23 protein-coding genes are annotated in these 25390 nt (G+C 69.0%); 7 read left to right on the top strand and 16 right to left on the bottom strand.

The genetic code is table 11. The features are described 5' to 3' along the window. Both CJ179_RS40420 and CJ179_RS40425 read left to right on the top strand, forming a co-directional pair. Positions 1 to 3015 (top strand): bifunctional [glutamine synthetase] adenylyltransferase/[glutamine synthetase]-adenylyl-L-tyrosine phosphorylase, encoded by a 3015-nt coding sequence (locus tag CJ179_RS40420; RefSeq protein WP_072945566.1) that lies wholly within the window; start codon positions 1 to 3, stop codon positions 3013 to 3015. Beyond that, a complete protein-coding gene (locus tag CJ179_RS40425) occupies positions 3012 to 3974 on the top strand; it encodes an endonuclease/exonuclease/phosphatase family protein (RefSeq protein ID WP_072945505.1) in 963 nt (320 codons plus the stop codon). Before CJ179_RS40420 ends, CJ179_RS40425 begins: the two co-directional genes overlap by 4 nt. Positions 3975 to 3977: 3 nt before the next feature. Here the strand turns inward: CJ179_RS40425 and CJ179_RS40430 are convergent, their stop codons facing one another. From CJ179_RS40430 to glnA, 7 genes are all read right to left on the bottom strand, one after another. Then, positions 3978 to 4961, bottom strand: a complete 984-nt coding sequence (locus CJ179_RS40430; protein WP_072945503.1) for a glycine betaine ABC transporter substrate-binding protein — start codon at positions 4959 to 4961, stop codon at positions 3978 to 3980. Continuing rightward, positions 4961 to 5734, bottom strand: coding sequence for an ABC transporter permease (locus CJ179_RS40435; protein ID WP_072945501.1), 774 nt, complete (start codon positions 5732 to 5734; stop codon positions 4961 to 4963). The genes CJ179_RS40430 and CJ179_RS40435 overlap by 1 nt, the downstream gene beginning before the upstream one ends. Continuing rightward, positions 5731 to 6957, bottom strand: a complete 1227-nt coding sequence (locus CJ179_RS40440) for an ABC transporter ATP-binding protein (RefSeq protein ID WP_072945499.1) — start codon at positions 6955 to 6957, stop codon at positions 5731 to 5733. The genes CJ179_RS40435 and CJ179_RS40440 overlap by 4 nt, the downstream gene beginning before the upstream one ends. Then, the gene (locus CJ179_RS40445; RefSeq protein WP_072945497.1) at positions 6950 to 7600 is read right to left on the bottom strand and encodes an ABC transporter permease; all 651 of its coding nucleotides are present in this window, start codon (positions 7598 to 7600) and stop codon (positions 6950 to 6952) included. Before CJ179_RS40445 ends, CJ179_RS40440 begins: the two co-directional genes overlap by 8 nt. 99 nt (positions 7601 to 7699) lie before the next feature. Continuing rightward, on the bottom strand, positions 7700 to 8680 hold the full coding sequence (locus CJ179_RS40450) for an antibiotic biosynthesis monooxygenase (protein WP_072945495.1): 981 nt from the start codon (positions 8678 to 8680) through the stop codon (positions 7700 to 7702). Positions 8681 to 8686: 6 nt separating this feature from the next. After that, positions 8687 to 9940 (bottom strand): multidrug effflux MFS transporter, encoded by a 1254-nt coding sequence (locus tag CJ179_RS40455; RefSeq protein ID WP_095865224.1) that lies wholly within the window; start codon positions 9938 to 9940, stop codon positions 8687 to 8689. A gap of 269 nt (positions 9941 to 10209) precedes the next feature. After that, positions 10210 to 11646 (bottom strand): type I glutamate--ammonia ligase, encoded by a 1437-nt coding sequence (glnA, locus tag CJ179_RS40460; protein WP_005247755.1) that lies wholly within the window; start codon positions 11644 to 11646, stop codon positions 10210 to 10212. A gap of 212 nt (positions 11647 to 11858) precedes the next feature. Here glnA and CJ179_RS40465 point away from each other — a divergent pair, with 212 nt between their 5' ends. Next, positions 11859 to 12335, top strand: a complete 477-nt coding sequence (locus CJ179_RS40465) for an RDD family protein (protein ID WP_095865225.1) — start codon at positions 11859 to 11861, stop codon at positions 12333 to 12335. A gap of 84 nt (positions 12336 to 12419) precedes the next feature. Here the strand turns inward: CJ179_RS40465 and CJ179_RS40470 are convergent, their stop codons facing one another. From CJ179_RS40470 to sucB, 5 genes are all read right to left on the bottom strand, one after another. Next, positions 12420 to 13178, bottom strand: a complete 759-nt coding sequence (locus tag CJ179_RS40470) for a DUF4191 domain-containing protein (protein ID WP_072945564.1) — start codon at positions 13176 to 13178, stop codon at positions 12420 to 12422. Positions 13179 to 13251: 73 nt separating this feature from the next. Next, positions 13252 to 14262 carry a lipoyl synthase gene (gene lipA / locus CJ179_RS40475; protein ID WP_179377860.1) on the bottom strand — a complete coding sequence of 337 codons (1011 nt, stop codon included), beginning with the start codon at positions 14260 to 14262 and terminating at the stop codon, positions 13252 to 13254. A gap of 52 nt (positions 14263 to 14314) precedes the next feature. Continuing rightward, on the bottom strand, positions 14315 to 15091 hold the full coding sequence (gene lipB, locus CJ179_RS40480; protein ID WP_072945486.1) for a lipoyl(octanoyl) transferase LipB: 777 nt from the start codon (positions 15089 to 15091) through the stop codon (positions 14315 to 14317). A gap of 48 nt (positions 15092 to 15139) precedes the next feature. After that, positions 15140 to 16030, bottom strand: a complete 891-nt coding sequence (locus CJ179_RS40485; protein WP_095865227.1) for a TIGR01777 family oxidoreductase — start codon at positions 16028 to 16030, stop codon at positions 15140 to 15142. 92 nt (positions 16031 to 16122) lie between these two features. Further along, positions 16123 to 17862 carry a 2-oxoglutarate dehydrogenase, E2 component, dihydrolipoamide succinyltransferase gene (sucB, locus tag CJ179_RS40490; protein WP_095865319.1) on the bottom strand — a complete coding sequence of 580 codons (1740 nt, stop codon included), beginning with the start codon at positions 17860 to 17862 and terminating at the stop codon, positions 16123 to 16125. Between the two features lie 327 nt (positions 17863 to 18189). Between sucB and CJ179_RS40495 the strand changes: the two genes are divergently transcribed. Beyond that, positions 18190 to 18528, top strand: a complete 339-nt coding sequence (locus CJ179_RS40495) for an oxidoreductase (protein ID WP_072945480.1) — start codon at positions 18190 to 18192, stop codon at positions 18526 to 18528. Between the two features lie 68 nt (positions 18529 to 18596). Here the strand turns inward: CJ179_RS40495 and CJ179_RS40500 are convergent, their stop codons facing one another. Then, positions 18597 to 20114, bottom strand: coding sequence for a leucyl aminopeptidase (locus CJ179_RS40500; protein ID WP_095865228.1), 1518 nt, complete (start codon positions 20112 to 20114; stop codon positions 18597 to 18599). Between the two features lie 126 nt (positions 20115 to 20240). Here CJ179_RS40500 and gcvT point away from each other — a divergent pair, with 126 nt between their 5' ends. Then, a complete protein-coding gene (gene gcvT / locus CJ179_RS40505; protein ID WP_072945477.1) occupies positions 20241 to 21341 on the top strand; it encodes a glycine cleavage system aminomethyltransferase GcvT in 1101 nt (366 codons plus the stop codon). A 63-nt stretch (positions 21342 to 21404) separates the two neighbouring features. Then, positions 21405 to 22508: a branched-chain amino acid aminotransferase gene (locus CJ179_RS40510; protein ID WP_072945475.1), complete on the top strand. Its 1104-nt coding sequence runs from the start codon at positions 21405 to 21407 to the stop codon at positions 22506 to 22508. A 43-nt stretch (positions 22509 to 22551) separates the two neighbouring features. On the opposite strand, the gene CJ179_RS40515 is transcribed toward CJ179_RS40510, so the two are convergent. From CJ179_RS40515 to cobU, 3 genes are read right to left on the bottom strand one after another with little or no spacing between them, the layout of a single operon-like run. Then, positions 22552 to 23292 carry an adenosylcobinamide-GDP ribazoletransferase gene (locus CJ179_RS40515; RefSeq protein ID WP_095865229.1) on the bottom strand — a complete coding sequence of 247 codons (741 nt, stop codon included), beginning with the start codon at positions 23290 to 23292 and terminating at the stop codon, positions 22552 to 22554. Positions 23293 to 23294: 2 nt separating this feature from the next. After that, entirely contained in the window at positions 23295 to 24431 is a 1137-nt protein-coding gene (cobT, locus tag CJ179_RS40520; RefSeq protein WP_072945471.1) for a nicotinate-nucleotide--dimethylbenzimidazole phosphoribosyltransferase, read from the bottom strand. Next, positions 24428 to 25072: a bifunctional adenosylcobinamide kinase/adenosylcobinamide-phosphate guanylyltransferase gene (cobU, locus tag CJ179_RS40525; RefSeq protein ID WP_072945469.1), complete on the bottom strand. Its 645-nt coding sequence runs from the start codon at positions 25070 to 25072 to the stop codon at positions 24428 to 24430. The genes cobT and cobU overlap by 4 nt, the downstream gene beginning before the upstream one ends. 100 nt (positions 25073 to 25172) lie before the next feature. On the opposite strand from cobU, the gene CJ179_RS40530 reads away from it, so the two are divergent. After that, positions 25173 to 25388, top strand: a complete 216-nt coding sequence (locus CJ179_RS40530; RefSeq protein WP_095865230.1) for a hypothetical protein — start codon at positions 25173 to 25175, stop codon at positions 25386 to 25388. Positions 25389 to 25390: the final 2 nt, after the last annotated feature.

A 25390-nucleotide genomic window follows, 5' to 3' on the forward strand; every position in this document is an offset into this window, starting at 1 on the left:
ATGGTGAAGCCTCCGGCAGCGCGTTCTGCCGTTCCCGGTCCGGGTCGTCTGGGTCTCGTCGAGCCGACCGCTCCGTCCGAACTCCGCGAGCTGGGCTGGGTCGGTGAGGACAGCATCGAACTGCTGTGGTCGCTGTCGCGGGCCGCGAACGCCGACCTCGCCCTCCGCACCCTGGTGCGCCTGAGGGACGGGCTCGGTGAGAGCTGGGCCGAACTCGATACGGCACTGCGTACCGACAAGGGCCTGCGCGGCCGATTGTTCGGGTTGTTCGGTGCGTCCAGCGCGTTCGGTGACCACTTGGTCGCGGATCCCGCGTCCTGGAAGATCCTCGCCGGCGACGTCCGCCTGCCGTCGAAGGACGAGGCGACCGCCACGATGATGGCCGCGGTCGGCGCCGAACCCGAGGAGGGCGCCCACCCGGACGCCCGCCTGTACCGGGCGAAGGTCACCGGACCCGATGCCATCGCGGCACTGCGCAAGACGTACCGCGACGAACTGATGCTGCTCGCCGCCGTCGACCTCGCGGCGACCGTCGAGAACGAACCGGTACTGCCGTACCAGACCGTCGGGCATCAGCTGTCCGATCTGGCCGATGCGGCGCTCGACGCCGCCCTCGCGGTGGCCGTCGCAGCCGTGTGCCCGGACGCCCCGTGCCCCGTGCGGCTGGCCGTCATCGCCATGGGCAAGTGCGGTGCCCGCGAACTCAATTACGTCAGCGACGTCGACGTGGTCTTCGTCGCCGAACCCGCCGACTCGATCGCCAGCCGCATCGCGGGCGAGATGATGCGCATCGGGTCCTCGGCGTTCTTCGACGTGGACGCGGCGCTGCGGCCGGAGGGCAAGCGCGGGGAACTCGTCCGCACCCTCGAATCCCACGTCGCGTACTACAAGCGCTGGGCCAAGACCTGGGAGTTCCAGGCCCTGCTCAAGGCCCGCCCGATGATCGGTGACGTCGCGCTCGGGCAGCAGTATTTCGACGCCCTCAACCCGATGGTGTGGACCGCGTCGGAGCGCGAGGACTTCGTTCCCGAGGTGCAGGCGATGCGCCGCCGGGTGGAGGAGATGGTTCCCCCGGAACTGCGCGAGCGGGAACTGAAACTGGGTCGCGGCAGCCTGCGCGACGTCGAGTTCGCGGTCCAGCTCCTGCAGCTCGTACACGGGCGCGCCGACGAGGCGTTGCACGTCCAGAGCACCATCGACGCGCTCACCGCACTCGCCGCCCGCGGCTATGTGGGCCGCGACGACGCCGCGAACCTGGCGGCGTCCTACGAGTTCCTGCGGTTGCTCGAGCACCGGCTGCAGTTGCAGAAGCTGCGCCGCACGCACACCCTGCCGCCCGCCGAGGACGAGGAAGCGCTGCGCTGGCTGGCCCGGGCCGCGCACATGCGACCCGACGGCAGCAAGGACGCGCTCGGCGTCCTCAACGCGGAGATCAAACGCAACGCGCACCGGGTGCGGCGCCTGCACGCCAAACTGTTCTACCGGCCGCTGCTCGAATCGGTGGCGCGCATCGACAAGGAAGCGCTGCGGCTGAGCCCGGACGCGGCCATCCGCCAGCTGGCGGCGCTGGGTTACACGGCCCCGGAGAACGCGCTCGGCCACCTCACCGCACTCACCAGCGGTGCGTCCCGCAAGGGCCGCATCCAGGCGCTGCTGCTGCCGACTCTGCTCGAATCGCTCGCCGACACACCGGATCCCGATGCGGGCCTGCTCGCGTACCGGCGGCTGTCGGACGCGATGACCGATCAGACCTGGTTCCTCCGGTTGCTGCGCGACGAGGCCTCGGTTGCCGAGCGGCTGATGACGGTGCTGGGATCCTCGGCCTACGTTCCCGACCTGCTGATCAAAGCACCGGACGTGGTGCGGCTGTTCGCCGATTCACCGGCCGGCCCACGGCTGCTGGAGTCGAAGCCGGAGGACGTCGCCCGCGGCATCCTGACGGCGTCGGCACGACACGACGATCCGGCCCGCGCGATCGCGGCGGCGCGCTCCCTGCGCCGCTACGAACTGGCCCGCATCGCCTCCGCGGACATCCTCGGCATGCTCGACGTGCCGGGCGTGTGCCAGGCGTTGTCGTCCGTGTGGGCGGCCGTGCTCAACGCCGCCCTCGCCGCCGTCATCAAGGCGAGCGAGAAGGAGCTCGGCACGCCCGCTCCCGCGACGTTCACCGTGATCGGTATGGGCCGGCTCGGCGGCGGTGAACTCGGCTACGGTTCGGACGCGGACGTCCTGTTCGTGTGCGAGCCGCGCGAGGGGATCGACGAGACCGTCGCCGTCAAGTGGGCCAACAGCATCGGCGACAAGGTGCGGACCCTGCTCGGCGCGCCGAGCACCGATCCGCCGCTCGAGGTGGACACGGGCCTGCGGCCGGAGGGGCGCAGCGGCCCGATGGTGCGCACGCTGGCGTCCTACGAGGCCTACTACGCGCAGTGGGCACAGGCGTGGGAGATCCAGGCGCTGCTGCGCGCCCATCACGTGGCCGGCGACGCCGACCTGGGTCTGCGCTTCCTGCACATGATCGACAAGACCCGCTACCCCGAGGGCGGGGTGTCGGAGCAGGCGGTCCGCGAGATCCGGCGCATCAAGGCGCGCGTCGACTCCGAGCGGCTGCCGCGCGGCGCCGACCCCGCGACCCACACCAAGCTCGGGCGCGGCGGGCTCGCCGACATCGAGTGGACCGTGCAGCTGATCCAGTTGCGGCACGCCCACGAGATCGAGTCGCTGCACAACACGTCGACCCTCGAGACACTCGACGCGATCGGTGCCGCCGAGTTGCTCAGCGAGTCTGACGTCGAACTGCTGCGCGACGCGTGGATCACGGCGACGAAGGCACGCAACTGCCTCGTCCTCGTCCGCGGCAAGGCCACCGATCAGCTGCCCGGGTCGGGACGCGTCCTGTCCGCGGTCGCGCAGATCGCCGGCTGGGGCGGCGGCGACGCCGGCGAGTTCCTCGACAACTACCTGCGGGTGACCCGGCGGGCCAAGGCCGTGGTGGAGAGAGTCTTCGGGGAGTGATCGCCACCTGGGGGGTGCGAGCACTGATCGCCCTCGGGTGGCTCGCGGTGCTCGTCGGCGTGTTCGGTGTGGTGCTGCGATTCCTCGACGTCCAGAATCAGCGTCTGCTCGTGCTGGCGTCCGCGGCGCCCTACCTGATGGCGGCCGCCGCGGTCGGGGTTCTGCTGCTGGGAATCACCCGGCACTGGATCGGGTTCGGGGTCGCGCTGACCGTGGCCGCGGTGGCCACCCTGTCGCAGGGCCCGCTGTACGTGGCGAATTCGGCGCCGGCGTCCGGGCCGGAACTGACCGTGATGCAGGCCAACATCTGGCTCGGCAACGCGGACGCCGACTCCCTCGTCCGGCAGATCCGGGACCGCGACGTCGACGTGCTCACCGTCGACGAACTCACGCCGGAGGCCGTCGACCGGCTGGGGACCGCGGGCCTCGAATCGACCCTGCCGTACTCGTTCCTCATGCCCGGCGGCGGCGGTGAGGGAACCGGGATCTGGAGCCGGTACCCACTGACCGACAAGGTCCACCACTCGGAGTTCGTGCTGTCCGCGCTGTCGGCCAGGGTGGAACTCCCGGACGGCGCGAGCACGGCACTGTACGCGTTCCACCCGGTCCCGCCGTGGCCGTCGGATCCGTCGCTGTGGTCACGCGAAATGGACCGCATCAAAGCCATTCTCGACGCCGTCCCCGCCGACTCGGGACCCGTGATCGTCAGTGGCGACTTCAACTCCACCCGCGACCACGTGAAGTACCGCAACCTGGTGACCGGACGCTACCGTGATGCCGCCGACCAGGTCGGTGCCGGAATTCAGAACACGTATCCCGCCGACCGGCAGCCGTTTCCGCCGATGATCGCGATCGATCACATCGTCACGAGCGGGGCGCAGGCGCAGTCCGTGGAATCGGTGGTGCTGACGGGCTCGGATCACCGGGGTCTCGTCGCCAGGATCACCCTCGGCGGCTGACCGTCACGGGAGCGTGACGAATCCCTTCTGCACCAGCCAGTCCCGGGCCACGTCGGCCGGTTCCTCGCCCTCCACGTCGACCCGCCGGTTCAGTTCGGTGATCTCCTCGTTGGTCAGGGCCGCAGAGATCGGGGCCATCACCTCCGCCACCTGCGGGTGCTCCTCGGCGAAATCCTTGCGCATCGTGATCGCCGGGTTGTACTTCGGGAAGAACTGGCGATCGTCTTCCAGCAGCACCAGATCGAGCGCGATGATGCGGCCGTCCGTCGTGAACACCTCACCGAACTTGCACTGGGTTCCGTCCGCGGTGGCCTGATAGATGATGCCGGTCTGCAGGATCTGGCGGTTCGCGCGAGCCGGATCGAAGCCGTACTTGGCGGCCATGCCCGGGAATCCGTCCTGGCGGACGTTGAACTCGGTCTCCACGCACGTCGTCGCCGCGGCGGGGTCGCGGTTGACCAGGTCCGCGTACTCCGACAGCGTGGTGATCCCGGTCTCCTCGGCGGTCTGCCTGCTCATCGCGAGCGCGTACGTGTTGTTCATCGGGGCGGGATCCACCCACACCATGCCGTTGCGTTCGAGGTCCTCGTCGCGGACGGCCTCGAACTGCGCGGTCGGGTCGGGAATCGGAATCTCGTTGCCGAGGTAGTTGATCCACCCGGTGCCGGTGTACTCGTAGGTGACGTCGATCTGACCGTCCAGCTGGGCGTCCCGCGTGCTGTTGGACCCCTGGATGTTGGTGAGGTCGCGCACGTCGGCGCCTGCGGCGCTGAGCGCGAATTCGATGATGTACCCGAGGGTGACCTGCTCGGTGAAGTCCTTGGACCCGACGGTGATCGGGACGCCCTCGAGTTCGGGCACGGGCTGGATGCTGCCCGGCTCCACCGACAGCGGCAGGGCGCCTCCGGATTCGAGACCGCAGGACACTGCGAGGACCCCGCAGAACGTCACGGCCGTCGCGGCGATCGCCTTCCGCAGGAGGTTCATCAGCGCAGCCCCTTCGGGCCGAGGAACTCCTCGGCCAGGGCGCCGCACCAGTCGACGAGCAGCGCCAGCGCGACCGCGAGCACGGCTCCCACGACCAGAGTCACGTTGTCGCGCAGCTTGTATCCGGTGTCGATGAGGATTCCGAGACCGCCGGCGCTGACGAGGAAACTGAGCGTCGCGGTGCCCACCGCGAGGACCAGCGACGTGCGCAGTCCGGCGAGGATGTACGGGACGGCGAGCGGGAACTCGACCTTGCGCAGCACGAGACCGGCCGTCATGCCCTGTCCCCGCCCGGCGTCGATGACCGCGGGATTGACCTCCTGCAGACCGAGGATCGTGTTCCGCAGCACGGGCAGGAGGGAGTAGAACGCGATGGGGAGCACCCCGATCCAGAATCCGGTGGTCCCCGTCGCGAGGAACAGCAGCACGAGCAGTCCGATGGCAGGCGCGGCCTGCCCGATGTTGGCGATGCCGATGAAGACCGGTGCCAGCTTGGTGAACCCGGGCCGGGTGAGCAGGATCCCGAGCGGGACGGCGACGATGACGACGATCACCACCACGACCACGGTGATCAGCACGTGCTGCCACGTCAGGGTCGCGATGTTCGCGGCGTTGAGACTGCCCTTCTGCGTGGCGGTCAGGTCTCGGCTGAACGCCCAGCCGAGGACACCCACCACCAGGAACAGGACGAGGATCGGCTGGACCAGCAGGCGGGCCCGCTCCGAACGCCGGGCGGCCGGAGCGGTGGGCTTCGTGGTGACGGCGGCCGTCATGACGGTGTCCCGCGCTCACTCGCCCCGTCCTGCTGCGGCTCGGCGTCCTCGTCGTCGTGCGCGTGTTCTTCACGCATCGCGGATAGGTGTGCCACCAGCGTGTCGATCGTGATCAGGCCGCGGTACTCGCCATGCAGGCCGGTGACGATCGTCGACGCGCTGCTCTCCGCCAGCAGTGCCTCGAGGGCGTCCTGCAGTGTCGACTGGGTGGACATCACCTCGTCGATCGGGTCGCCGAGGTCGTGCAGCGAGGTGGCGGTGGCCAGATGGTGCAGCGACACCCAGCGGATCGGCCGGTCCCGCGCGTCCAGGACGATGCCCCACTTGATCTTGCGGGGGGAGATCGCCGCCCGCAGATCGTCCACCGAGCCGTCCTCGTACGCGGTCGGGCAATCGAGGAGTTCGACCTCCGCCACCCGGGTGAGCGTCAGCTGCTTCAGCGATGCGTCGGCGCCGATGAACCCGGCGACCATGTCGTTGGCGGGATGCGCGAGGATGGCCTCCGGCGTGTCGTACTGCATGATGTGCGACTGGTTGCCCAGCACCGCGATGCGATCGCCCAGCTTGACCGCCTCGTTGAAATCGTGCGTCACGAACACGATCGTCTTGCCGAGATCGGACTGCAGTCTCATCAACTCGTCCTGCAGTAGTGCGCGGGTGATCGGGTCGACCGCGCCGAACGGCTCGTCCATCAGCAGCACCGGGGGATCGGCGGCCAGTGCCCGCGCCACCCCCACCCGCTGCTGCTGACCGCCCGACAACTGGCGGGGGTAGCGTTCCCGGTAGAGGCCGGGTTCCAGTCCGACGAGGTCGAGCATCTCGTCGGTGCGGTCGGCGATCTTCTTCTTGTCCCAGCCGATCAGCCCGGGGACCGTGCCGACGTTCTTGGCGATGGTCAGGTGCGGGAACAGCCCGGCCTGCTGAATCGAGTAGCCGATGCCGCGCCGCAGCTTGTCGGGGTCGATGGACAGGGCGTCCTTGCCGCCGATCGTGATCTTCCCCGACGTCGGTTCGATGAGCCGGTTGATCATCCGCATCGTGGTGGTCTTCCCGCAGCCGGACGGGCCGACGAGGACCACGATCTCCCCGGCCGGGATGCGCATCGACACGTTGTCGACCGCCGCCTTCTCCTGGCCGGGATAGCTCTTGACGACGTCTTCGAGGACGATGTCCACGCCCGAGACCGTGCTGCCGTTGGTGTGAGGTGTATCGAGATCAGTCACGGATCCCCCTGGAGGTGGTGAGTCGGCCGACGACGGCGAGGACGCCGTCGAGTACGAGGGCGAGGATCACGATGAGCACGGTCCCCGTGAGGGCCTGCGGTATCGCTGTCGGGCTGCCGACGCGGGACAGTCCCGAGAAGATCAGGTTGCCGAGCCCGGGGCCCTTGGCGTAGGCGGCGATCGCGAGGATGCCCATCAGCATCTGCGTGCTCACCCGCATGCCCGTCAGGATCGACGGCCACGCGAGGGGGAGTTCGATCCTGCTCAGCACGGTCGTGCGGCTCATCCCCACACCGCGGGCGGCGTCGGTGACGGCGGGGTCGACGGACGCGAGTCCGAGGATGGTGTTCCGGATGATCGGCAGCAGCGCGTACAACACCAGGGCGGTCACGGTGGGGGCCACACCGAGCCCGAGGATCGGGATGAGCAGGCCGAGCAGGGCGAACGACGGGATGGTGAGGATCGTGCCGGCCAGGGCGGTCGCGATCGCGGAGCCGGCGGGGCTCCGGTACACCAGGATCCCGATCGCCACCGCGACGATCGTGGCGATGACCACCGACTGCACGACGGCACTGACGTGCAGGAGCGAGTCTGTGAGGAGTTGCTGTTTCCTGGCGGAGACGAAGTCCCACAGTTGCTGCATGTCCAACCGCGCACACCTTTCTCCAGATGTGAAAACAGACCTCGGTCCTTCACAGTGCTATGTACCCGGACATCGCGCAGGTGAATCGGGAAACTCCCGTCAGGTCGTGGGGATCATGAACAGCAGGGTGCACACGCCGATCGAGATCGCGAACAGCACGACCATGACGGTGTAGCCCAGGTTCCGCCGCCGGGCAGGGATCGCCGGGTCCATCCACCACCCGAACGCCTTGAACGCCGCGGGAACCGCCCACCACCCGAGGATCTGGGTGGTGACCAGGTTCCCGATGAACAGGGCGACCGCGATCGGCACACCGTGCGCCTCGATGAACGGCGCGCTGAAGAAATGACCCCAGATCACGACCAGCGGGTACAGCACCAGCAGCGCCAGCAGGTTGCTGCGGGCGACGGGCACCGGGGGCGGTTCGTCGCCGCCCGTGCCGCGGAACCAGAAGTCGAAACCGTAGCTCGCTTTGCGGATCCGGAGATTCCTGTTGAACTTCTCACCCTCCTCGAGGAGGGCGGCCCGCTCCGGTGAATCCATCCACGACCCCAGGTTGTCCTCGGTGTCGAAGCTGAGCACGATCGTCCAGTCCTCGGTGATTCCCTGCACCGGCCTCTCGACCTTGTGCCCCCGGAAGCCGCGGAACCCTGCCTCGGCGGCGGAGATCTTCCGCTGCCAGTCCATGAACGCCGACTCGTCCGCGGGGTCGACGTGACAGGAGATGACCACCGACGTCGCGGACTGCTCCCGGGTCTGCTCACCGGTGAGCAGGTGGACGTCCTCGTTGCCGATGAAGGCGTGCTTGATCTCCGCCACCAGTTCCGTCCGCAGGTCGCTGTCGAGCCACGCCCGGGCGTCGTCGAGGGTGGTGAACCGCAGCACGTCCACCCAGTCGTCCTGCACGGGCGGCGACGGCGGCACGATGTCCTGATCGATGAAACCGGGAACCGTCGCGAGGGCGTCCGCCGCGCGTTTCTGCCACTGCGAATATTCGGCGTAGCGGGCGTCGTCGATCCGGCGTTGAAAGATCACCGACACCGGGGATGCGGCTGGGCCGTGCTGGCTCGGGTGCGGCACGTGAGATCACCTCCGGTCGGTTCGTGGTGCGCGCGCCTCGGCGGGGGAACTGTCGGACTGCCGGGCGGATGTGGTGAGCAGGAGCAGAATTCCGGCGCCGGCGCCGAGAGCGAGGTAGAGCCAGCCGAGCGGTGCCTGGCTGTTCTCCGGCAGCACGCCCGCGACGGCCATCGCCGCGCTGACGACGAGATAGCAGGCGGCGGTGACGACACCGCCGATCAGCCCGAGATTGCGGGTGAACAGCCCGAGAGCCAGCCCGTACATCTGCGGGCAGAGCACGCCGCATCCGGCGAGTGCGAGGCAGGCGCCGATCGTGATGGCCGGCGCGGTGACGACGGACATCCCGGCCGTGACGGCCAGTACCAGCGCGCCGAGCACGAACACCCACCAGGCGCCGAAAGCGAGGCGGCGGGTGCCGACCCGGACGGCGAGTGCGCTGCAGGCGAGTTCGCCGAGAAGGTTGGCGCCGCCCACGACGAGCGCCACCGCGCCGTACGCGGCGGGGGAGAAGCCGAGGATCTCCTGGTACAGGAAGGGCGCGACGACGCCGAACACCATCTGGGCGGACGCCATCAGTCCGAACACGAGCACGAAGCCCACGAAGAGGCGGTGGCGCAGCGCGGCCCGCAGCACCCGCGCCGCCGCCGTCGCATCGACCGGTGATCGCGATTCCTTCGGAAGCGTCTCCGGCAGTCCCGCGAAGACGAGGGGAACGGCGAGCGCAGCCAGAAGCGCGATCAGCCCGAACACCAGGCGCCACGACATGAACTGCACGAGCACACCGCCCACGGCGGGCGCGAGAACGGGGGCCAGCCCCCACGCGGCCCCGAGGAGACCGGACACGGATGTGAGCCGGGCGCCGCGGTAGCAGTCGGCGGCGATCGCATACGCGAGGACGAGGCACGCACACCCGCCGATACCCTGCACGAATCTCAGCCCGAGCAGGACCGTGATGTTCTGCACGAGTGCGCATCCCACACTGGTGACGACGAGGATCGTCAGGCAGGTCAGCAGAGTTCGTTTGCGGCCCACCGCATCCGCGATCAGTCCGACCGGGATGAACGCCAGACTCATACCCAGCATGTACGCCGTCACCGTGTTCTGCACGACGGCCGCGGACGAGTCCAGATCGAGCACCATCTGCGGCAGCGCCGGGGTGTAGATGTCCAGCGGGATCTGGCTGAGCGGAATCACCAGCAGCAGGATGACCACGACACGGCGCGGCACCGGGACGCCGGTCGGCGTCGTGGGCACTGACATCCCGCACCACCTGCTTCTCGACCCATGGGGGATGGAGAACGGAGCAAGTTTCCCGAAAGTCTTCACGTGAACATGCCGCAACGGTCCGTGCGGTCGGTTCCCTGGATCATACGACTGCGCACTGCCGCGCCGTGCCGGTTCCGGGTGCGCCCGCAGCGGGGGAGCCCGCGACGCACAACGAGCCCACCCATGTCACCGGCTGGAATCAGCCGGCGCCACGGATGGGCTCGTCAGGAAGTGCCGGCCCGCATGTCGGCGGGCATCACGACTTACACGTCGTAGTACAGCTGGAACTCGTAGGGGTGCGGACGCAGGTTGACCGGAGCGATCTCCTGCTCACGCTTGAGCGAGATCCACGTCTCGATCAGGTCGGAGGTGAACACGCCGCCCTCGGTGAGGTAGTCGTGGTCGGCCTCGAGGCGGTCGATGACAGCCGACAGGCTGGTGGGGGCCTGCGGGATGTTGCGGGCCTCCTCCGGCGGGAGCTCGTAGAGGTCCTTGTCGACGGGAGCCTGCGGCTCGATCTTGTTCTTGATGCCGTCCAGGCCGGCCATCATCTGCGCCGCGAAGTTCAGGTAGGGGTTACCCGAGGAGTCGGGGGCGCGGAACTCGAGGCGCTTGGCCTTCGGGTTGTTGCCGGTGATCGGGATACGCACGGCCGCCGAGCGGTTGCGCTGGCTGTACACCAGGTTGATGGGGGCTTCGTAGCCCGGCACCAGGCGGTGGTACGAGTTGATCGTCGGGTTGGTGAACGCCAGCAGCGACGGAGCGTGGTGCAGGATGCCGCCGATGTAGTGACGCGCCATGTCGGACAGGCCTGCGTAACCGGCCTCGTCGTGGAACAGCGGCTTGCCGTCCTTCCACAGCGACTGGTGGACGTGCATGCCCGAACCGTTGTCGCCGAACAGCGGCTTCGGCATGAAGGTGGCCGACTTGCCGTGCTGCCAGGCAGTGTTTTTCACGATGTACTTGAACAGCTGCAGGTCGTCAGCGGCTGCGAGCAGCGTGTTGAACTTGTAGTTGATCTCCTGCTGGCCGCCGGTGCCCACCTCGTGGTGGCCGCGCTCGAGCTCGAAGCCCGCGTTCTGCAGGTTGGTGGAGATCTCGTCGCGCAGGTCGACGTAGTGGTCGTACGGAGCGACGGGGAAGTAACCGCCCTTGGGGCGGACCTTGTAGCCCAGGTTGGGGCTGCCGTCGGCGTTCACGTCGTTGCCGGTGTTCCAGGAACCCGAGATGGAGTCGAGTTCGTAGAACGCGCCGTTGATGCCGGAGTCGTAGCGGACCGAGTCGAAGATGTAGAACTCGGCCTCGGCGCCGAAGAAGGCGGTGTCGGCGATGCCGGTCGACTTCAGGTATTCCTCGGCCTTGCGCGCGACGTTACGCGGGTCGCGGCTGTAGGACTCGCGCGTGAACGGGTCGTGCACGAAGAAGTTGATGTTCAGCGTCTTGGCGGCGCGGAAGGGGTCGATCTGGGCGGTGGCGACGTCGGGGAGGAGCATCATGTCGGACTCGTGGATCGACTGGAAGCCGCGGACGGACGAACCGTCGAACGCGAGGCCGTCCTCGAACACGTCCTGGTTGAACGCGGACGCGGGGATCGAGAAGTGCTGCTGCACACCCGGCAGGTCGCTGAACCGGATGTCGACGTACTCGACGTTCTCGTCCTTGATGAACTTGATGACCTCTTCGGCCGTGGTGAACGCCACGCTTGTGCTCCTTAAGTCGCTTCAGCCAAGTGGATATTGGCGAAATTCGTCGAGCCAGACGGTATGGACTTGGTGTTGCCCGCCGGTCAACCTTTTGTTTCGCCCGTGTTACACGTCGAATCTTCCTGGTCTTTTACACCCGCTGTGACTGCGCACACAGCCCCAAGCTCCGGTGTGAGGTCCTCGGAGAGACGACGCCTATCCTGGACAGCATGGCACGTATCACCGGTTCTTGGCTCTCCGGACCTTCGGCTGCACTGCCGGACGGCGCCGACGAGACGACGCAGTCCTTCCGGGGCGAGCGCCTCGGGTTGCAGGCGGAGGGACCCGGTTCACTCGCGAGCACGGGACGCCGTCTCGCCGCGTTGATGATCGACTGGGTGTCGTCGGCCGGCGTCGCGGCTCTGATCATCGGCGACAACTTCTTCGACGGCCCGTTCTCCACGATCACACTGCTCGTCTGGTTCGTCGTCGGTGTCACCACGGTGACGCTGTTCTCCTTCACCCCGGGGCAGTTGTTCCTCGGCATGCAGGTGGCGCGCGTGGACGGACCCGCCCGCGTCGGCTTCGTGCGGGCCCTGGTGCGTCAGGCGCTGCTCGTGTTCGTCGTGCCCGGCACCATCACGGACGTCGACGGTCGCGGCATGCAGGACCGCGCCACCGGCACCTCGCTGATCCGCACGCGCTGACCCCCCGAACGTCTTCCGCCCGATGTCGGATTCGACATCGGGCGGAGTAGGTGTGACGCGGACCAGGTGGAAGGCGACCGGCTTCTAGCGGCGACGGATGGTGCGCTGCACGCCGCGCATCTTCGCGCCGCCGGGCATCGGACCCTTGGGCAGTGCCGCGCCGCCACCGCGGCTGCTGAGCGCGGCGAGCCGCGACTCGATGGCGTCCATCCGCTTGGTGTCGATGTTCTTGGGAAGCTTGTTCAGGTGCTTCTGCAGCTGCGACAGCGGGACCTGGCCCTCGTCGTTGCCGATGACGATGTCGTAGATCGGGGTGTCGCCGACGAGGCGCGCCGTCTTCTTCTTCTCCTGGGCGAGGAGCGACTTCACGCGCTGCGGTGATCCCTCGGCGACCAGGATGACGCCGGGGCGTCCGATCACGCGGTGCACGGCGTCGAGTTGGGTGGTGCCTGCGACCGCGCTGGTCACGCGCCAGGAGCCCTGCATGTTGTCGAGCGCCCACGCGGCCGCACCGGCCTGGCCCTCGGCCTTGCCGTACACCGTCTTCTGCACGCGCCGGCCGAAGATGATGAACGCACCGAGGACGCCGAGGAGGAGGCCGATCGGGAGGAGGAACCACTGCAGGCCCCAGATCAGACCGACGAGGAAGAACACCACCGCGAGTCCGACGAGTGTGCCGAGCATGAGCGGCAACAGCAGCTTGTCTTCCTTGCGCTGCATCTGGAACGCCTGCCAGAGCTGGGTTCTGCGTTCCTTCGACGCCTGCCTGCGGGCTGCCTTGGCGGCTGCCTTTGCTTCTTTACTGGGTTTGCCCGCTTTACCGGTTTTACTGCCGTTCGCCATGCTCTTCAGGATACGTCCCTGGCCGTGCGCGGTGATGACCCGTCCGGTGTCGATCACCGCGCACCCGCCGTGGTCAGCGGGCGAGGCGCGCCATGAGGGAACTGGCCTCCTGCGAGGCGTCACCGCTTTCGGTGAGATGCGCCTGTCCAGCAGGCAATTCGCGCCCGTGGTGGGCCATCGCCTGCGCGTAGAGGCGGCCGGCGCGGTACGACGAGCGGACGAGCGGTCCGGCCATGACGCCGGCGAACCCGATCTCCTCGGCGGCCTTGGAGTGCTCGACGAACTCTTCGGGCTTGACCCACCGCTCGACGGGGTGGTGGCGGGGGGAGGGGCGCAGGTACTGGGTGATGGTGATGATGTCGCAGCCCGCGTCGTGCAGGTCGTGCAGCGCCTGGGTGACCTCGTCGGGGGTCTCGCCCATGCCGAGGATGAGGTTGGACTTGGTGACCAGGTTGTCTTCGCGGGCGGCGGTGATCACGTCGAGGCTGCGCTGGTAGCGGAACGCGGGCCGGATCCGCTTGAAGATGCGGGGGACGGTTTCGACGTTGTGGGCGAGCACCTCGGGGCGGGTGGAGAACACCTCGGCGAGCTGGTCGGGTTTGGCGTTGAAATCGGGGATGAGCAGTTCGACGCCGGTGCCGGGGTTGAGCTGGTGGATCAGGCGGACGGTTTCGGCGTAGAGCCAGGCGCCGCCGTCGGGGAGGTCGTCGCGGGCGACGCCGGTGATGGTGGAGTAGCGCAGTCCCATCGCCTGGACGGATTCGGCGACGCGGCGGGGTTCGTCGCGGTCGAGGTCGTCGGGTTTGCCGGTGTCGATCTGGCAGAAGTCGCAGCGGCGGGTGCACTGTTCACCGCCGATGAGGAACGTCGCCTCGCGGTCTTCCCAGCATTCGTAGATGTTGGGGCAGCCGGCTTCTTCGCAGACGGTGTGCAGACCCTCGCGTTTGACGAGGCTTTTGAGCTCGGAGTATTCCGGGCCCATCTTCGCTCTCGTCTTGATCCAGTTGGGTTTGCGTTCGATCGGAGTCTCCGCATTTCGGATCTCGAGGCGGAGCAGTTTGCGTCCTTCTGGGGCCACAGTCACGGAGACGATGGTACGCCCGGCCCGTCGCACCCGGCGGGCCGGGGAGCGGAGGTCAACCGTACTGAACAGTAGTGAAGGTGGGTGCGGAGGACGTCGTCTCCGCGGCGGCGGAGTCGAACGTCACCCGCTCGATGTCGTGGTCGGTCACCGGAAGTTCGCCGTCGAGTGCGGCGACGACGGCCGCCGTCACCGCGGGTGTGACCTCCTCGACCGTGACGTCGCGGCCCAGTTCCCGCGACAGCGACGTCACCCCGGCGTCGCGGATGCCGCACGGGATGATCGCGTCGAAGCCCGTCAGAACGGAGTTGCAGTTGAGCGAGAAGCCGTGCAGAGCGACACCGCGCTGCACCCGCACCCCGATCGCCGCGACCTTCCGCTCGGGCAGCCACTGCCCGTTGTCGAGGGACGCGGGCAGCCACACGCCGGAGCGGCCGTCCACTCGGCCGCAGACGATGCCGAGGTCGGTGCACACGGAGATCAGCGCCTGCTCGAGCCTGCGGACGTACCGCACGACATCGACCGGTTCGGCGAGCTTGACGATCGGGTAGCCCACCAGCTGTCCCGGGCCGTGCCAGGTGATCTTCCCGCCGCGGTCGACGTCGATGACGGGAGTGCCGTCGGTGGGACGATCCTCCGGTTCGGTGCGGCGTCCCGCGGTGTAGACGGCGGGGTGTTCGAGCAGGAGCAGCGTGTCGGTGCCCACGTTCTCGGCGCGCTGCGCCGCCAGCTCGCGCTGTCGGTCCCAGGCGTCGACGTACCCGATCGTGCCGAGGTGTTCGACGGAGATCGGAGAGGGGCTGAAACGGGCGGATTGTGTCGCGCTGCTCATGCGCTAGAGGTTACGCCGGGCCGGTGGCCGTACCGCCACGAGCCGGGTTCACCGCACGAGGGCGGCGTCGAGCGCTTCCCCGATGGTGTTGTGCCGGAACCGGAATCCCGCGTTCTCGAGCACCGTCGGGATCGCGCGCTGCCCGGCCAGAATGCCTTCCTGCGCGAACTCGCCCACCAGCGCGCTGAGCGCGAACCCGGGCACGATCCACGGGGCGGGGCGGTGCATCGTCCGCGAGACCGCGCCGTTGAACTGCGCGTTGGTGACGGGTGCCGGGCCGGTGACGTTCACGGGACCGGCCACGTCGTCGCGGGAGAGCACGAACTTGATCGCATCGACCTCGTCCTCCAACGAGATCCACGACAGGTACTGGCGGCCGTTCCCGAGCCGGCCGCCGAGCCCGAACGAGTACAGGGTCTTCAGCCGGCCGAGCAGGCCGCCGTGGGGGGACAGGACGATGCCACTGCGCAGCCGCACCGTCCGGATCTTCGAGTCGTCGGCGGGGGCCGTCGCGGCCTCCCAGTCGCGGCAGGTGTCCGCGAGGAAACCCGTCCCGGACGGCGAGGTCTCGTCGACGACGCGGTCGCCGGTGTCGCCGTAGTAGCCGACGGCGCTCGCATTCACGAACACGGGAACCCCGGCCTCGGCGACGGCCTCGGCCAGGACGTCGGTGGCGGCGATCCGGCTGTCCCGGATCAGTTGCTTGTATGCACCGGTCCAGCGTTTGTCGCCGATCCCGACGCCGCACAGATTCACGACCGCGTCGGCGTCCGCGAGGATCCCGGTGTCGAGCCGGTCCTTCTGCGGATCCCAGCGGGACTCGTCGGGACCCGCCGACGACCGGCGGACCAGACGGACGACGTCGTGACCGTCGCCGCGGAGGGACGAGACGAGAGCGGTGCCAATCAGCCCGGAGGATCCGGCGATGACCACGCGCATGTGCAACAGCCTCCTTCACAGCGCAGGGGCACCATCCCTGCTGGAAATGGTGCCCCTGCGAAACTACGTTCGGCTCGAAGTCCGGTGACGGATCAGAGGCCGAGATCGGCCTCGAACGCGCCCTGCTCCAGACGCTGCTTGATCGTGGTCAGGAAGCGGCCGGCGTCGGCACCGTCGACGAGACGGTGATCGTAGGTCAGCGGCAGGTAGCACATCGAGCGGACGCCGATGCTCTCGCTGCCGGACTCGTCGGTCACGACCACGGGACGCTTGACGATCGCACCGGTTCCGAGCATCGCGGCCTGCGGGGGCACGAGGATCGGGGTGTCGAACAGGGCGCCCTGGCTGCCGATGTTCGTGATCGTGAACGTGCCACCGGACAGCTCGTCCGGCTTGAGCCCACCGGAGCGGGCGCGCTTGGCGATGTCCGCGATGGCGCGGGCCAGTCCGGCCAGCGACAGGTCGCCGGCGTTGTGGATCACGGGGGACAGCAGGCCCTGGTCGGTGTCGACCGCGATGCCCAGGTGCTCGGCGTCGTAGTAGGTGATCTGCTTGTTCGCCTCGTCGTAGCTGGCGTTGACGTTCGGGTGCGACTTCAGCGCCTCGACGACGGCCTTCGCGAAGAACGGGAGGAACGTGAGCTTGACGCCCTCGCGCTCGACGAAGGTGTTCTTGGCCTGCGAGCGCAGGGCCGCGATCTTGGTGACGTCGACCTCGAAGGTCTGGGTGAGCTGCGCCGTGCTCTGCAGCGACTCCCGGGTCTTCGTGGCGGTGATCTGGCGAATCCGGTTGGCCTTCTGCGTGGTTCCGCGCAGGTGGGCCAGCTCGGGGCGGACCCCGGCGGAGGCGGCTGCCGGAGCAGTGGCGGCAGGCCGTGCGGCGGCAGGCGCGGCAGCGGCGGCCGGTGCCTTCTTGGCTTCGGCGGCAGCGAGAACGTCCTGCTTACGGATGCGGCCACCGACTCCGGTGCCCGTGACCGAGGACAGATCGACGCCGTTGTCCGCGGCGAGCTTACGTACCAGCGGGGTGACGTACGGGGTGCTGTCCCCGGACGTCGCCGCGGGAGCGGGTGCAGCGGCGGCGGGAGCAGGCGCGGATGCTGCCGGTGCGGCGGCCGGAGCCGGAGCGCTCTGGGCGGGTGCGGGCTTCGCCGGTTCCGGGGCCGGAGCGGGCTTCGCGGGCTCGGGGGTGGGCTCGGGCTTCGGTGCCGCGGCCGGCTTGGCGGCGGGCGCACCCGAACCGATCACGGCGAGCTGACCGCCGACGGAGACGGTGTCGTCTTCCTCGGCGCTGATCTCGAGAAGCGTGCCTGCGACGGGCGACGGGATCTCCGTGTCGACCTTGTCGGTGGACACCTCGACGAGCGGCTCGTCCACGGCGACCTCGTCGCCGACGGCCTTGAGCCAGCGGGTGACGGTGCCCTCGGTGACGGACTCACCCAGTTCGGGCATGTTCACCGCGGTGCCGTCGGCGGAACCGCCGCCGGACGCTGCGGGCGCGGGCTCTGCGGCCGGTGCCTCCGCGGCGGGAGCCGGCTCTGCGGCGGGCTCTGCGGCGGCGGGTGCGGGAGCGGAGTCGGAGGCGGGAGCCTCACCGGCGTCGCCGATCACGGCAAGTTCGCCACCGATTTCGACGGTGTCGTCTTCCTGAGCAACGATCTTGCTGAGAACGCCGGCCACGGGAGACGGGATTTCCGTGTCCACCTTGTCCGTGGAGACTTCGAGCAAGGGTTCGTCAACTTCGACCGTGTCTCCTTCCTGCTTGAGCCACCGCGTGACAGTTCCCTCGGTGACACTCTCACCAAGCGCTGGCATCTGGACGGAGAAGGCCATGTCTTTTGACTCCTCGACAGTTGTGTTCGGGTTGTTGAATTTTGTCGACTTGTGGTCGTGAACCATTGTGCTCGAGATGCACGTGTCTTGCGTCTACTTGCAGGTAATTCCGATTCGTCGTCACCCACTCGCTGTGTCGGCGCTCCACATCTTTCCATTGATCCGACGGGCGCGTCCGCCGAGGGGGACCCCCCGACGACTCCGGTGTGTCGCGACGTAATCCCTACTGGCCGGTAGTTTTCGTGCGCGGCGGAAACCGGACGTTCGCTGGCAAACTTGGAGGACATCGCGGGCGCCATCCCGCGTACGCACTCGAGGAGGCTCGACGTGGGGTTGTTCGACCGTTTCTCGCGGCCTCGGTCCGGCCGATCTCAGGCGTCCCCGGAGGATGCCGCCCATCTCGCGAACTGGACTCGCACGCACCTCGGTGTAGAGGCGTACGTGGAACCCCGGACGACAGTGACCGAAGTCACCGTCGTGCTCGTCGCGGCGGACGGCGAGTGGACCCGGCGCCGGGTGGGCGGCGAACGCGGCGCCCGCAAACTCGGGGAGGATCTCCGCATCCCGGTGTACGACGTCCGCAAGACCGGCTACCCGCAGCGGATGCGCGACCACGACGCGCGGCGCCGCATCGAGCGGAAGCGGGAGCGCGAACGCGACCTGTAGGCGGCTCCGCCGCCCGTGCGCCTTTGTGGTTGCTGGAACAACCGGAAAGGCGCACGAGCCCGGAGGGCCTAACCGTTGGCGGCGATGTCCTCGATCACCGAGATCATGGTGCGCACCGGCACGCCGGTGCCGCCGCGGCCGGTGTAACCCCACGGTCCCGACGAGTTGTAGGCCGGTCCGGCAACGTCGATGTGCGCCCACTGGACGCCGTCGGCGACGAACTCCTTCAGGTACAGGGCCGCCGCGAGCATGCCGCCCCAGCGGTGATTCGTGACGTTGGCGAGGTCGGCGATCTTCGAGTCGAGGTCCGAGCGCAGTTCGGCGGGCATCGGCATGGCCCACGCGTTCTCACCGATCGTCTGGGAGATGGCGGCGACGCGGTCGCGGAACTCGTCGGTGCCCATGACGCCGGGGGTCCGGTTGCCCAGTGCCACCATCTGCGCGCCGGTAAGCGTCGCCGTGTCGATCAGGTAGTCGGGTTCGTCCTCGCAGGCGCGGACGATGGCGTCGGCGAGGACGAGGCGTCCCTCCGCGTCGGTGTTGATGACCTCCACCGTGGTTCCGCCGTACTGGGTGAGGACGTCGCCGGGGCGCTGCGCGGTGGACGACGGCATGTTCTCGGCCATCGGGACGGTGGCGGTGACGTCAACGGGCAGTCCGAGTTTGGCGGCGAGGACCACGGTCGCGACAACGGCTGCGGCGCCGCCCATGTCGGACGTCATGTTCTCCATGCCTGCGGCGGGCTTGATGGAGATGCCGCCGGTGTCGAACGTGATGCCCTTGCCGACGAGCGCGACCTTGGGGGCGTTCCGCTTCTTGGCGGAGTAGCTGAGGCGGACCAGTCGCGGCAGGCGGGACGAGCCCTTGCCTACTCCGAGGATGCCGCCGTACCCGTTCTTTTCGAGCGCCTTCTCGTCCAGGACCTCGACCTTCAGTCCCGCGTCGGTGCCGAGTGTCTTTGCGCGGTCGGCGAATTCGGCGGGGAAGAGGTGGCTCGGGGGTGTGTTGACGAATTCGCGTGCGGTGGCGACGGCTTCGGCGATCGCCGACGAGCGTGCGAGGGTGTCCTTCGCCTCCTTCGCCCGCGGGGACGACACCAGCAGCTCCACCCGGGAGACGGGCTGTGCGTCCGGGCCGGGTGCGGACTTCGCGGACTTGAATTCGGTGAACCGGTACGCGCCGAGGGCGAAACCTTCGGCTGCCGCACCGAGATCGAGCACGGACAGGGTGGTCGCGACAGTGCCGACACCGCTGAGCGAACGCGCCGCGGCGCCCGCGGACTTGCGGATCTGCTCGGCGTCGAGTTTCTCGGCCGAACCGAGTCCGACGGCGAGCACGCTGTCGACCGGCAGCGTGCCGGGTGCCGGGATGCGGGTGGTCTCCTCGGCCTTGCCGGAGGCGCCCACCGCGACGAGCGTGTCGAGCAGGTCGGTCAGCACCGATTCGTCGACGATGCCGTCTCCGAGCGCGATTTCGGGGCCGTCCGGGCTCGACGTCAGTCCGATCACCAACACGTCCACGCGCTTGCCGACGGTGCCGGCCAGTGCGAGTTGTGGTCCGAGGGGTCGGGCTGTGCGAGTGCTCACGGTGTCTCTCCTGCAGCGGTGGGGGATGAGTGGTGCCGGGTGGCCGACGTCCGTCCCGATGGTAGTGCTCCGCCGTCGTCGGCTACCCGGTGCGCGTCTACCCGGAGGTCCGATAGGTTGAGGCGCATGACCGAGGAGCAGTTGTCGCAGGGGCCCGTCCACGCCGTCCACGTCGAACTCGGGGCCACGTTCGCTCCGTTCGGTGGCTGGGAGATGCCCGTGTCGTATGCCGGCACCGTCGCCGAACACACCGCGGTCCGTGAATCGGTCGGAGTGTTCGACGTCAGCCACCTCGGCAAGGCCCTCGTGCGGGGCAGCGGCGCCGCCGCGTTCGTGAACTCGGCGCTGACCAACGACCTCGACAAGATCGGGCCCGGCAAAGCGCAGTACACGCTGTGCTGCACGCCGTCGGGTGGAGTGATCGACGATCTGATCGCCTACTACGTGGGCCCCGACGAGGTGTTCCTCGTCCCCAACGCGGCCAACACCGCGGACGTGGTCGCGGCACTGGCCGCCGCCGCCCCCGACGGGGTCACTGTGGAGGACCAGCACCGGGACTTCGGCGTGATCGCCGTGCAGGGGCCGAAGTCGGTAGAGGTGCTCACCGCGCTCGGCCTGCCGACCGACATCGACTACATGGCCTTCACGGACGCCACCTGGGACGGCGTTCCCGTCCGTGTCTGCCGCAGCGGGTACACCGGCGAGATCGGCTTCGAGCTGCTGCCACGCTGGGAAGACAGCGAGAAGTTGTTCCGGGCGGCGGTCGAGCAGGTTCGCGCTCACGGCGGCCAGGTCGCCGGTCTCGGCGCCCGGGACACGCTGCGCACCGAGATGGGGTACCCGCTGCACGGGCACGAGTTGTCGCTCGAGATCTCGCCGCTCGAGGCGCGCTGCGGCTGGGCGATCGGCTGGAAGAAGCCGAAGTTCTGGGGCAGGGAGACTCTCGCCGACGAGAAAGCGTCCGGCCCGGCCCGCAGGCTGTGGGGCATCAAGGCGCTGGACCGCGGGGTCCTGCGCGCCGGTCAGACCGTGCTCCGCGACGGCGAGTCGATCGGCGAGACCACGTCGGGCACGTTCTCGCCCACGCTCAAGGTCGGGATCGCGCTGGCGCTGCTCGATTCCGGGTCCGGGGTGTCGGCCGGAGACGAGATCTCCGTGGACGTCCGGGGGCGCTCGCTGCGCGCCGAGGTGGTGTCCCCGCCGTTCGTGGAGATCAACACCAAGTAAGCACCTGTCGCGGACGACCTGTCGGCGGTGGGGCGGAGGAAGGCGTTCGATAAGATCACGAGCATGACAGGTGTCACCGAGTTCGTTCGCGTCCCGCATCCCGCCCCCACCTCCGACGAGGTACGGCGAGAGATACTGGCGGCGCCCGGATTCGGCCGGTACTTCACCGACCACATGGCGTCGATCACCTACTCCACGGAGCTCGGCTGGCACGACGCGAAGGTGGAGCCGTACGGGCCGCTCCAGCTCGACCCCGCCGCGATGGTCCTGCACTACGGACAGGCCATCTTCGAGGGTCTGAAGGCGTACCGGCAGCCGGACGGCGGCATCTCGACGTTCCGCATCGAGGCGAACGCCGAGCGGCTCGCGACGTCGGCTCGCCGTCTCGCGATGCCCGAGCTGCCGGAGGAGTTGTTCGTCAAGTCGATCACCGAACTGCTCGAGCTGGACCACGAGTGGGTGCCCGCGGCCGGCGGTGAGGACGCGCTGTACCTGCGCCCGTTCATGTTCTCCACCGAGGCCGGTCTCGGTGTGCGTCCGGCCGACGAGTACCGCTACCTGCTGATCGCCTCGCCCGCGGGCGCGTACTTCCCGCGGGGGGTGAAGCCGGTCAGCGTGTGGCTGTCGACGGAGTACGTCCGGGCCGCACCCGGCGGCACCGGTGCCGCCAAGTTCGCCGGCAACTACGCGGCGTCGCTCCTCGCGCAGGCGCAGGCCGCCGACGAGGGTTGCGACCAGGTGGTGTGGCTCGACGCGATCGAGCGGTCGTACGTGGAGGAGATGGGTGGCATGAACCTCTTCTTCGTGTTCGGCTCCGGATCCGACGCCCGCCTCGTGACGCCGTCCCTGTCCGGTTCGCTGCTGCCGGGGATCACCCGCAATTCGCTGCTGACCCTCGCGATCGACGCCGGTTTCGCGGTGGAGGAGCGGCGGATCAGCACCGACGAATGGCGCACCAAGACGAAGTCCGGCGAGATCACCGAGGTGTTCGCGTGCGGAACGGCGGCGGTCATCACGCCCGTCGGCCGGGTCAAGTCCGCCGAAGGTGAATTCACGATCGCCGACGGCGAGCCCGGCGAGGTCACCATGGCCCTGCGCGACACGCTGACCGGAATTCAGCGGGGAACGTTCGCCGACACCCACGGCTGGATGACCAAACTGCGCTGAGCCGTTGCGGCGGTCGACTGCGCTGAGCCGTTGCGGCGGTCGGTCAGAAAGCGAGACCGATCGCCGAGACGGTGACGGTGATCTCGAGCGCGGCTCCGAGCACGTCACCGTTCAGGCCGGCGAATCGCCGGACGCAGTGGCCCACCAGCAGTGCGGTGAGTGTCAGCGCCACCGCCACGACGACCGGTCCCTGCCACCCCGGCGAGATGCACCACGCGCCCGCCGCGAGGAGCGGAACGGTCCAGGCGAGTCCGGTCCACGGCGACTGGGTTTCGGCGACCAGCGCGCCGAACCCTTCCGTGGAGGACGCGGGGATTCCGCGGCGGCAGGCGAACACGACCGCCACCCGCCCGGCCGCCACGGCGACGGCCACACCCGCGAACTGTCCTGCGGCGGCGAGAGATCCGAACGCCAGCCCCTGCGCGCCCAGGCAGATCACCAGGGCGCACACCCCGAACGGTCCCGCACCACCGCTGTGCATCACGGCCCGCGCCCGCTCCGGCGGCCCGTAGCAGCCGAGCCCGTCGACGGTGTCGGACAGTCCGTCGACGTGCATGCCGCGGGTGGCGAGGGCGTGCGCCCCGACCGTCACCAGGCCGGCGAGGGCGGGGTCGAGACCGGCGGACACGAGCACCCACAGCAGCCCCGCGGCCAGGGCGCCCAGCGCGATCCCCGTCACCGGCGCCGCGCGGATCGCGCGGCCTCCCGCCGCGCGGTCGACGGTGTCCGGTCCGCGCAGGGGGAGGACGGTCAGCCAGGAGAAGGCGAGCAGCACGCCCGTCACGGTCAGCCCGCGGTGTCGGCGGCGGAGTCGGTCCCGGTGCCGGAGTCGGTCCGGGTTTCGGAGCCGTCTTCGGCGTCGCGGGTGCTGACCCCGGCTTCTGCGAACGTCGCCATCTCCGCGAGTGTCGCGACGGCGGCCTGAAGGATCGGCAGTGCGGTGACGGCACCGGACCCCTCGCCGAGTCGCATGTCGAGTTCGAGGAGGGGGTCGAGTTGCAAATGCTTCAGCGCGATCGTGTGGGCCGGTTCGGTGGAACGGTGGCCGGCCAGCCACCACGCGCGGGCGCCGGGCGCCAGTTCCTCCGCAACCATCGCGGCCGCGGTCACGACGACGCCGTCGAGGATCACCGGCGTCCTGCGGGCGGAGGCCTGCGCGAGGAACCCGGCCATCGCGGCGAGGTCGGCGCCCGACACCGTGCGCAGGAGCGCCACCGTGTCCCGGACCACCGGCCGGGCGCGGCGCAGCGCGTCGCGGATCGCCGCCGTCTTCCGGATCCAGCCGGCGTCGTCGACACCGGTGCCCCGGCCGACCGCCGCGACCGGTTCGGTGTCCGTCAGCGCGGCGATGAGAACGGTGGCCGGTGTGGTGTTGCCGATTCCCATGTCGCCGGCGATCAACAGGTCTGCGCCGGAATCGATTTCGGAGTCGGCGATCGATCGTCCGGCCTCGATGGCCTTCAGGGTCTCTTCGTGTGTGAGCGCGTCCTCGCGGTCGATCGCCCCCGACGAGCGCCGAATCTTGAACGCGGACACCGACGGATCCGTGTCGCCGTCGACCGACAGGTCGACGACGCGCACGCCGGCGCCCGCCCGGTTCGCGAGAGCGTTGACGGCCGCCCCGCCGCCGACGAAGTTGGCGACCATCTGCGCTGTCACCTCGGGCGGATACGCCGAGACGCCGGTCCGTGCCACGCCGTGGTCGCCGGCAAACACCACCACCCGTGCCCGTGCGAACGGGGCGGGTGGGCAGACGCCCTGGCAGGCCGCGGCCCAGCACGCCAGCGTCTCCAGACGTCCGAGCGATCCGGCCGGTTTGGTGAGCTGAAGCTGACGGGCCTCGGCCTGCGCGCGAATCCCTTCGTCGGGTGGGGTGACGGGTTCGAACCGACCGGGGTCGGTGCTCACGGACTCGCTGGTCACGCTTGGCCTCTCGCTCGAGTGGAATCTGCCCCGCACGACGCACGTGGGGGATCGTCTTTCAGGGTCATGGTCAGCCCGGCCACGACGAGGACCACGCGATCGCAGACCTGCGCGAGCCGCGAGTTGAGGGCGCCGATCTCGTCGCGGAACAGGCGACCGGACCGGGTCTCCGGGACGACGCCGAGCCCCACCTCGGGGGTCACCAGCACGAGTGCCCCGCGGTAGTCGCGGACGCTCGCGACCAGGTCGTCCGTGCGGGGCCCGATGGTGCCCCGCGGCGAATCCCAGGCGGCGGCGCCGTCGAGTTCGACGGTGAGCCAGGTGCCGAGATCGTCGACGAGGGTCGCCGTAGCGTCGGTGCGGGCACGAAGTTGATCGGCGAGGTCGCGACGGTGCGCGGTTTCCACGGTGACCCAGCTGTCGGGGCGCCGATCGCGGTGCTCGGCGACCCGGTGCTCCCAGTCCTGGTCGTCGGGGTCGCGGTGGCTGGTGGCGACGTAGCGCACCCGGCCCGCCCCGGCCAGGGCCTGGGTCAGTTCCTCGGCATGCGCGGATTTACCGGACCGTGCACCACCGAGTACCAGCGTTCGCGAGGGCTGGTACGGGTGACCCGGGTGGTCCCGGGGATCGGCGGTGGGCACGGAGGGAAACGCTACCAACCCGCCGACGTGGCAGTATTTTGACGAAGAACGTCAATTCCGCCACTGTTGGCGGGAAGTGGACGAGCGGAGAATTTCAGCCATGACCGAATTCCTCGTCCTCGTTGCACTTCTCCTCGTGCTGCAAGCGGCCGTGACATACGCCGGTCGGCACCTGGGTCCACTCCATTCGCGGCTGCGGAACAGCTACCGCGACAACTTCTTCCGGCCTGCCGATCCCCTGGCGGACCTGTCGCACGACCGCGACGCCGAACTGGGGCGGCTGCTCGCCGCGACGCACCGCGCGCCCCACAACTGACC

This window comes from Rhodococcus sp. ACS1 (assembly GCF_002300155.1).
In the GTDB taxonomy this organism is placed as follows: domain Bacteria; phylum Actinomycetota; class Actinomycetes; order Mycobacteriales; family Mycobacteriaceae; genus Rhodococcus_F; species Rhodococcus_F koreensis.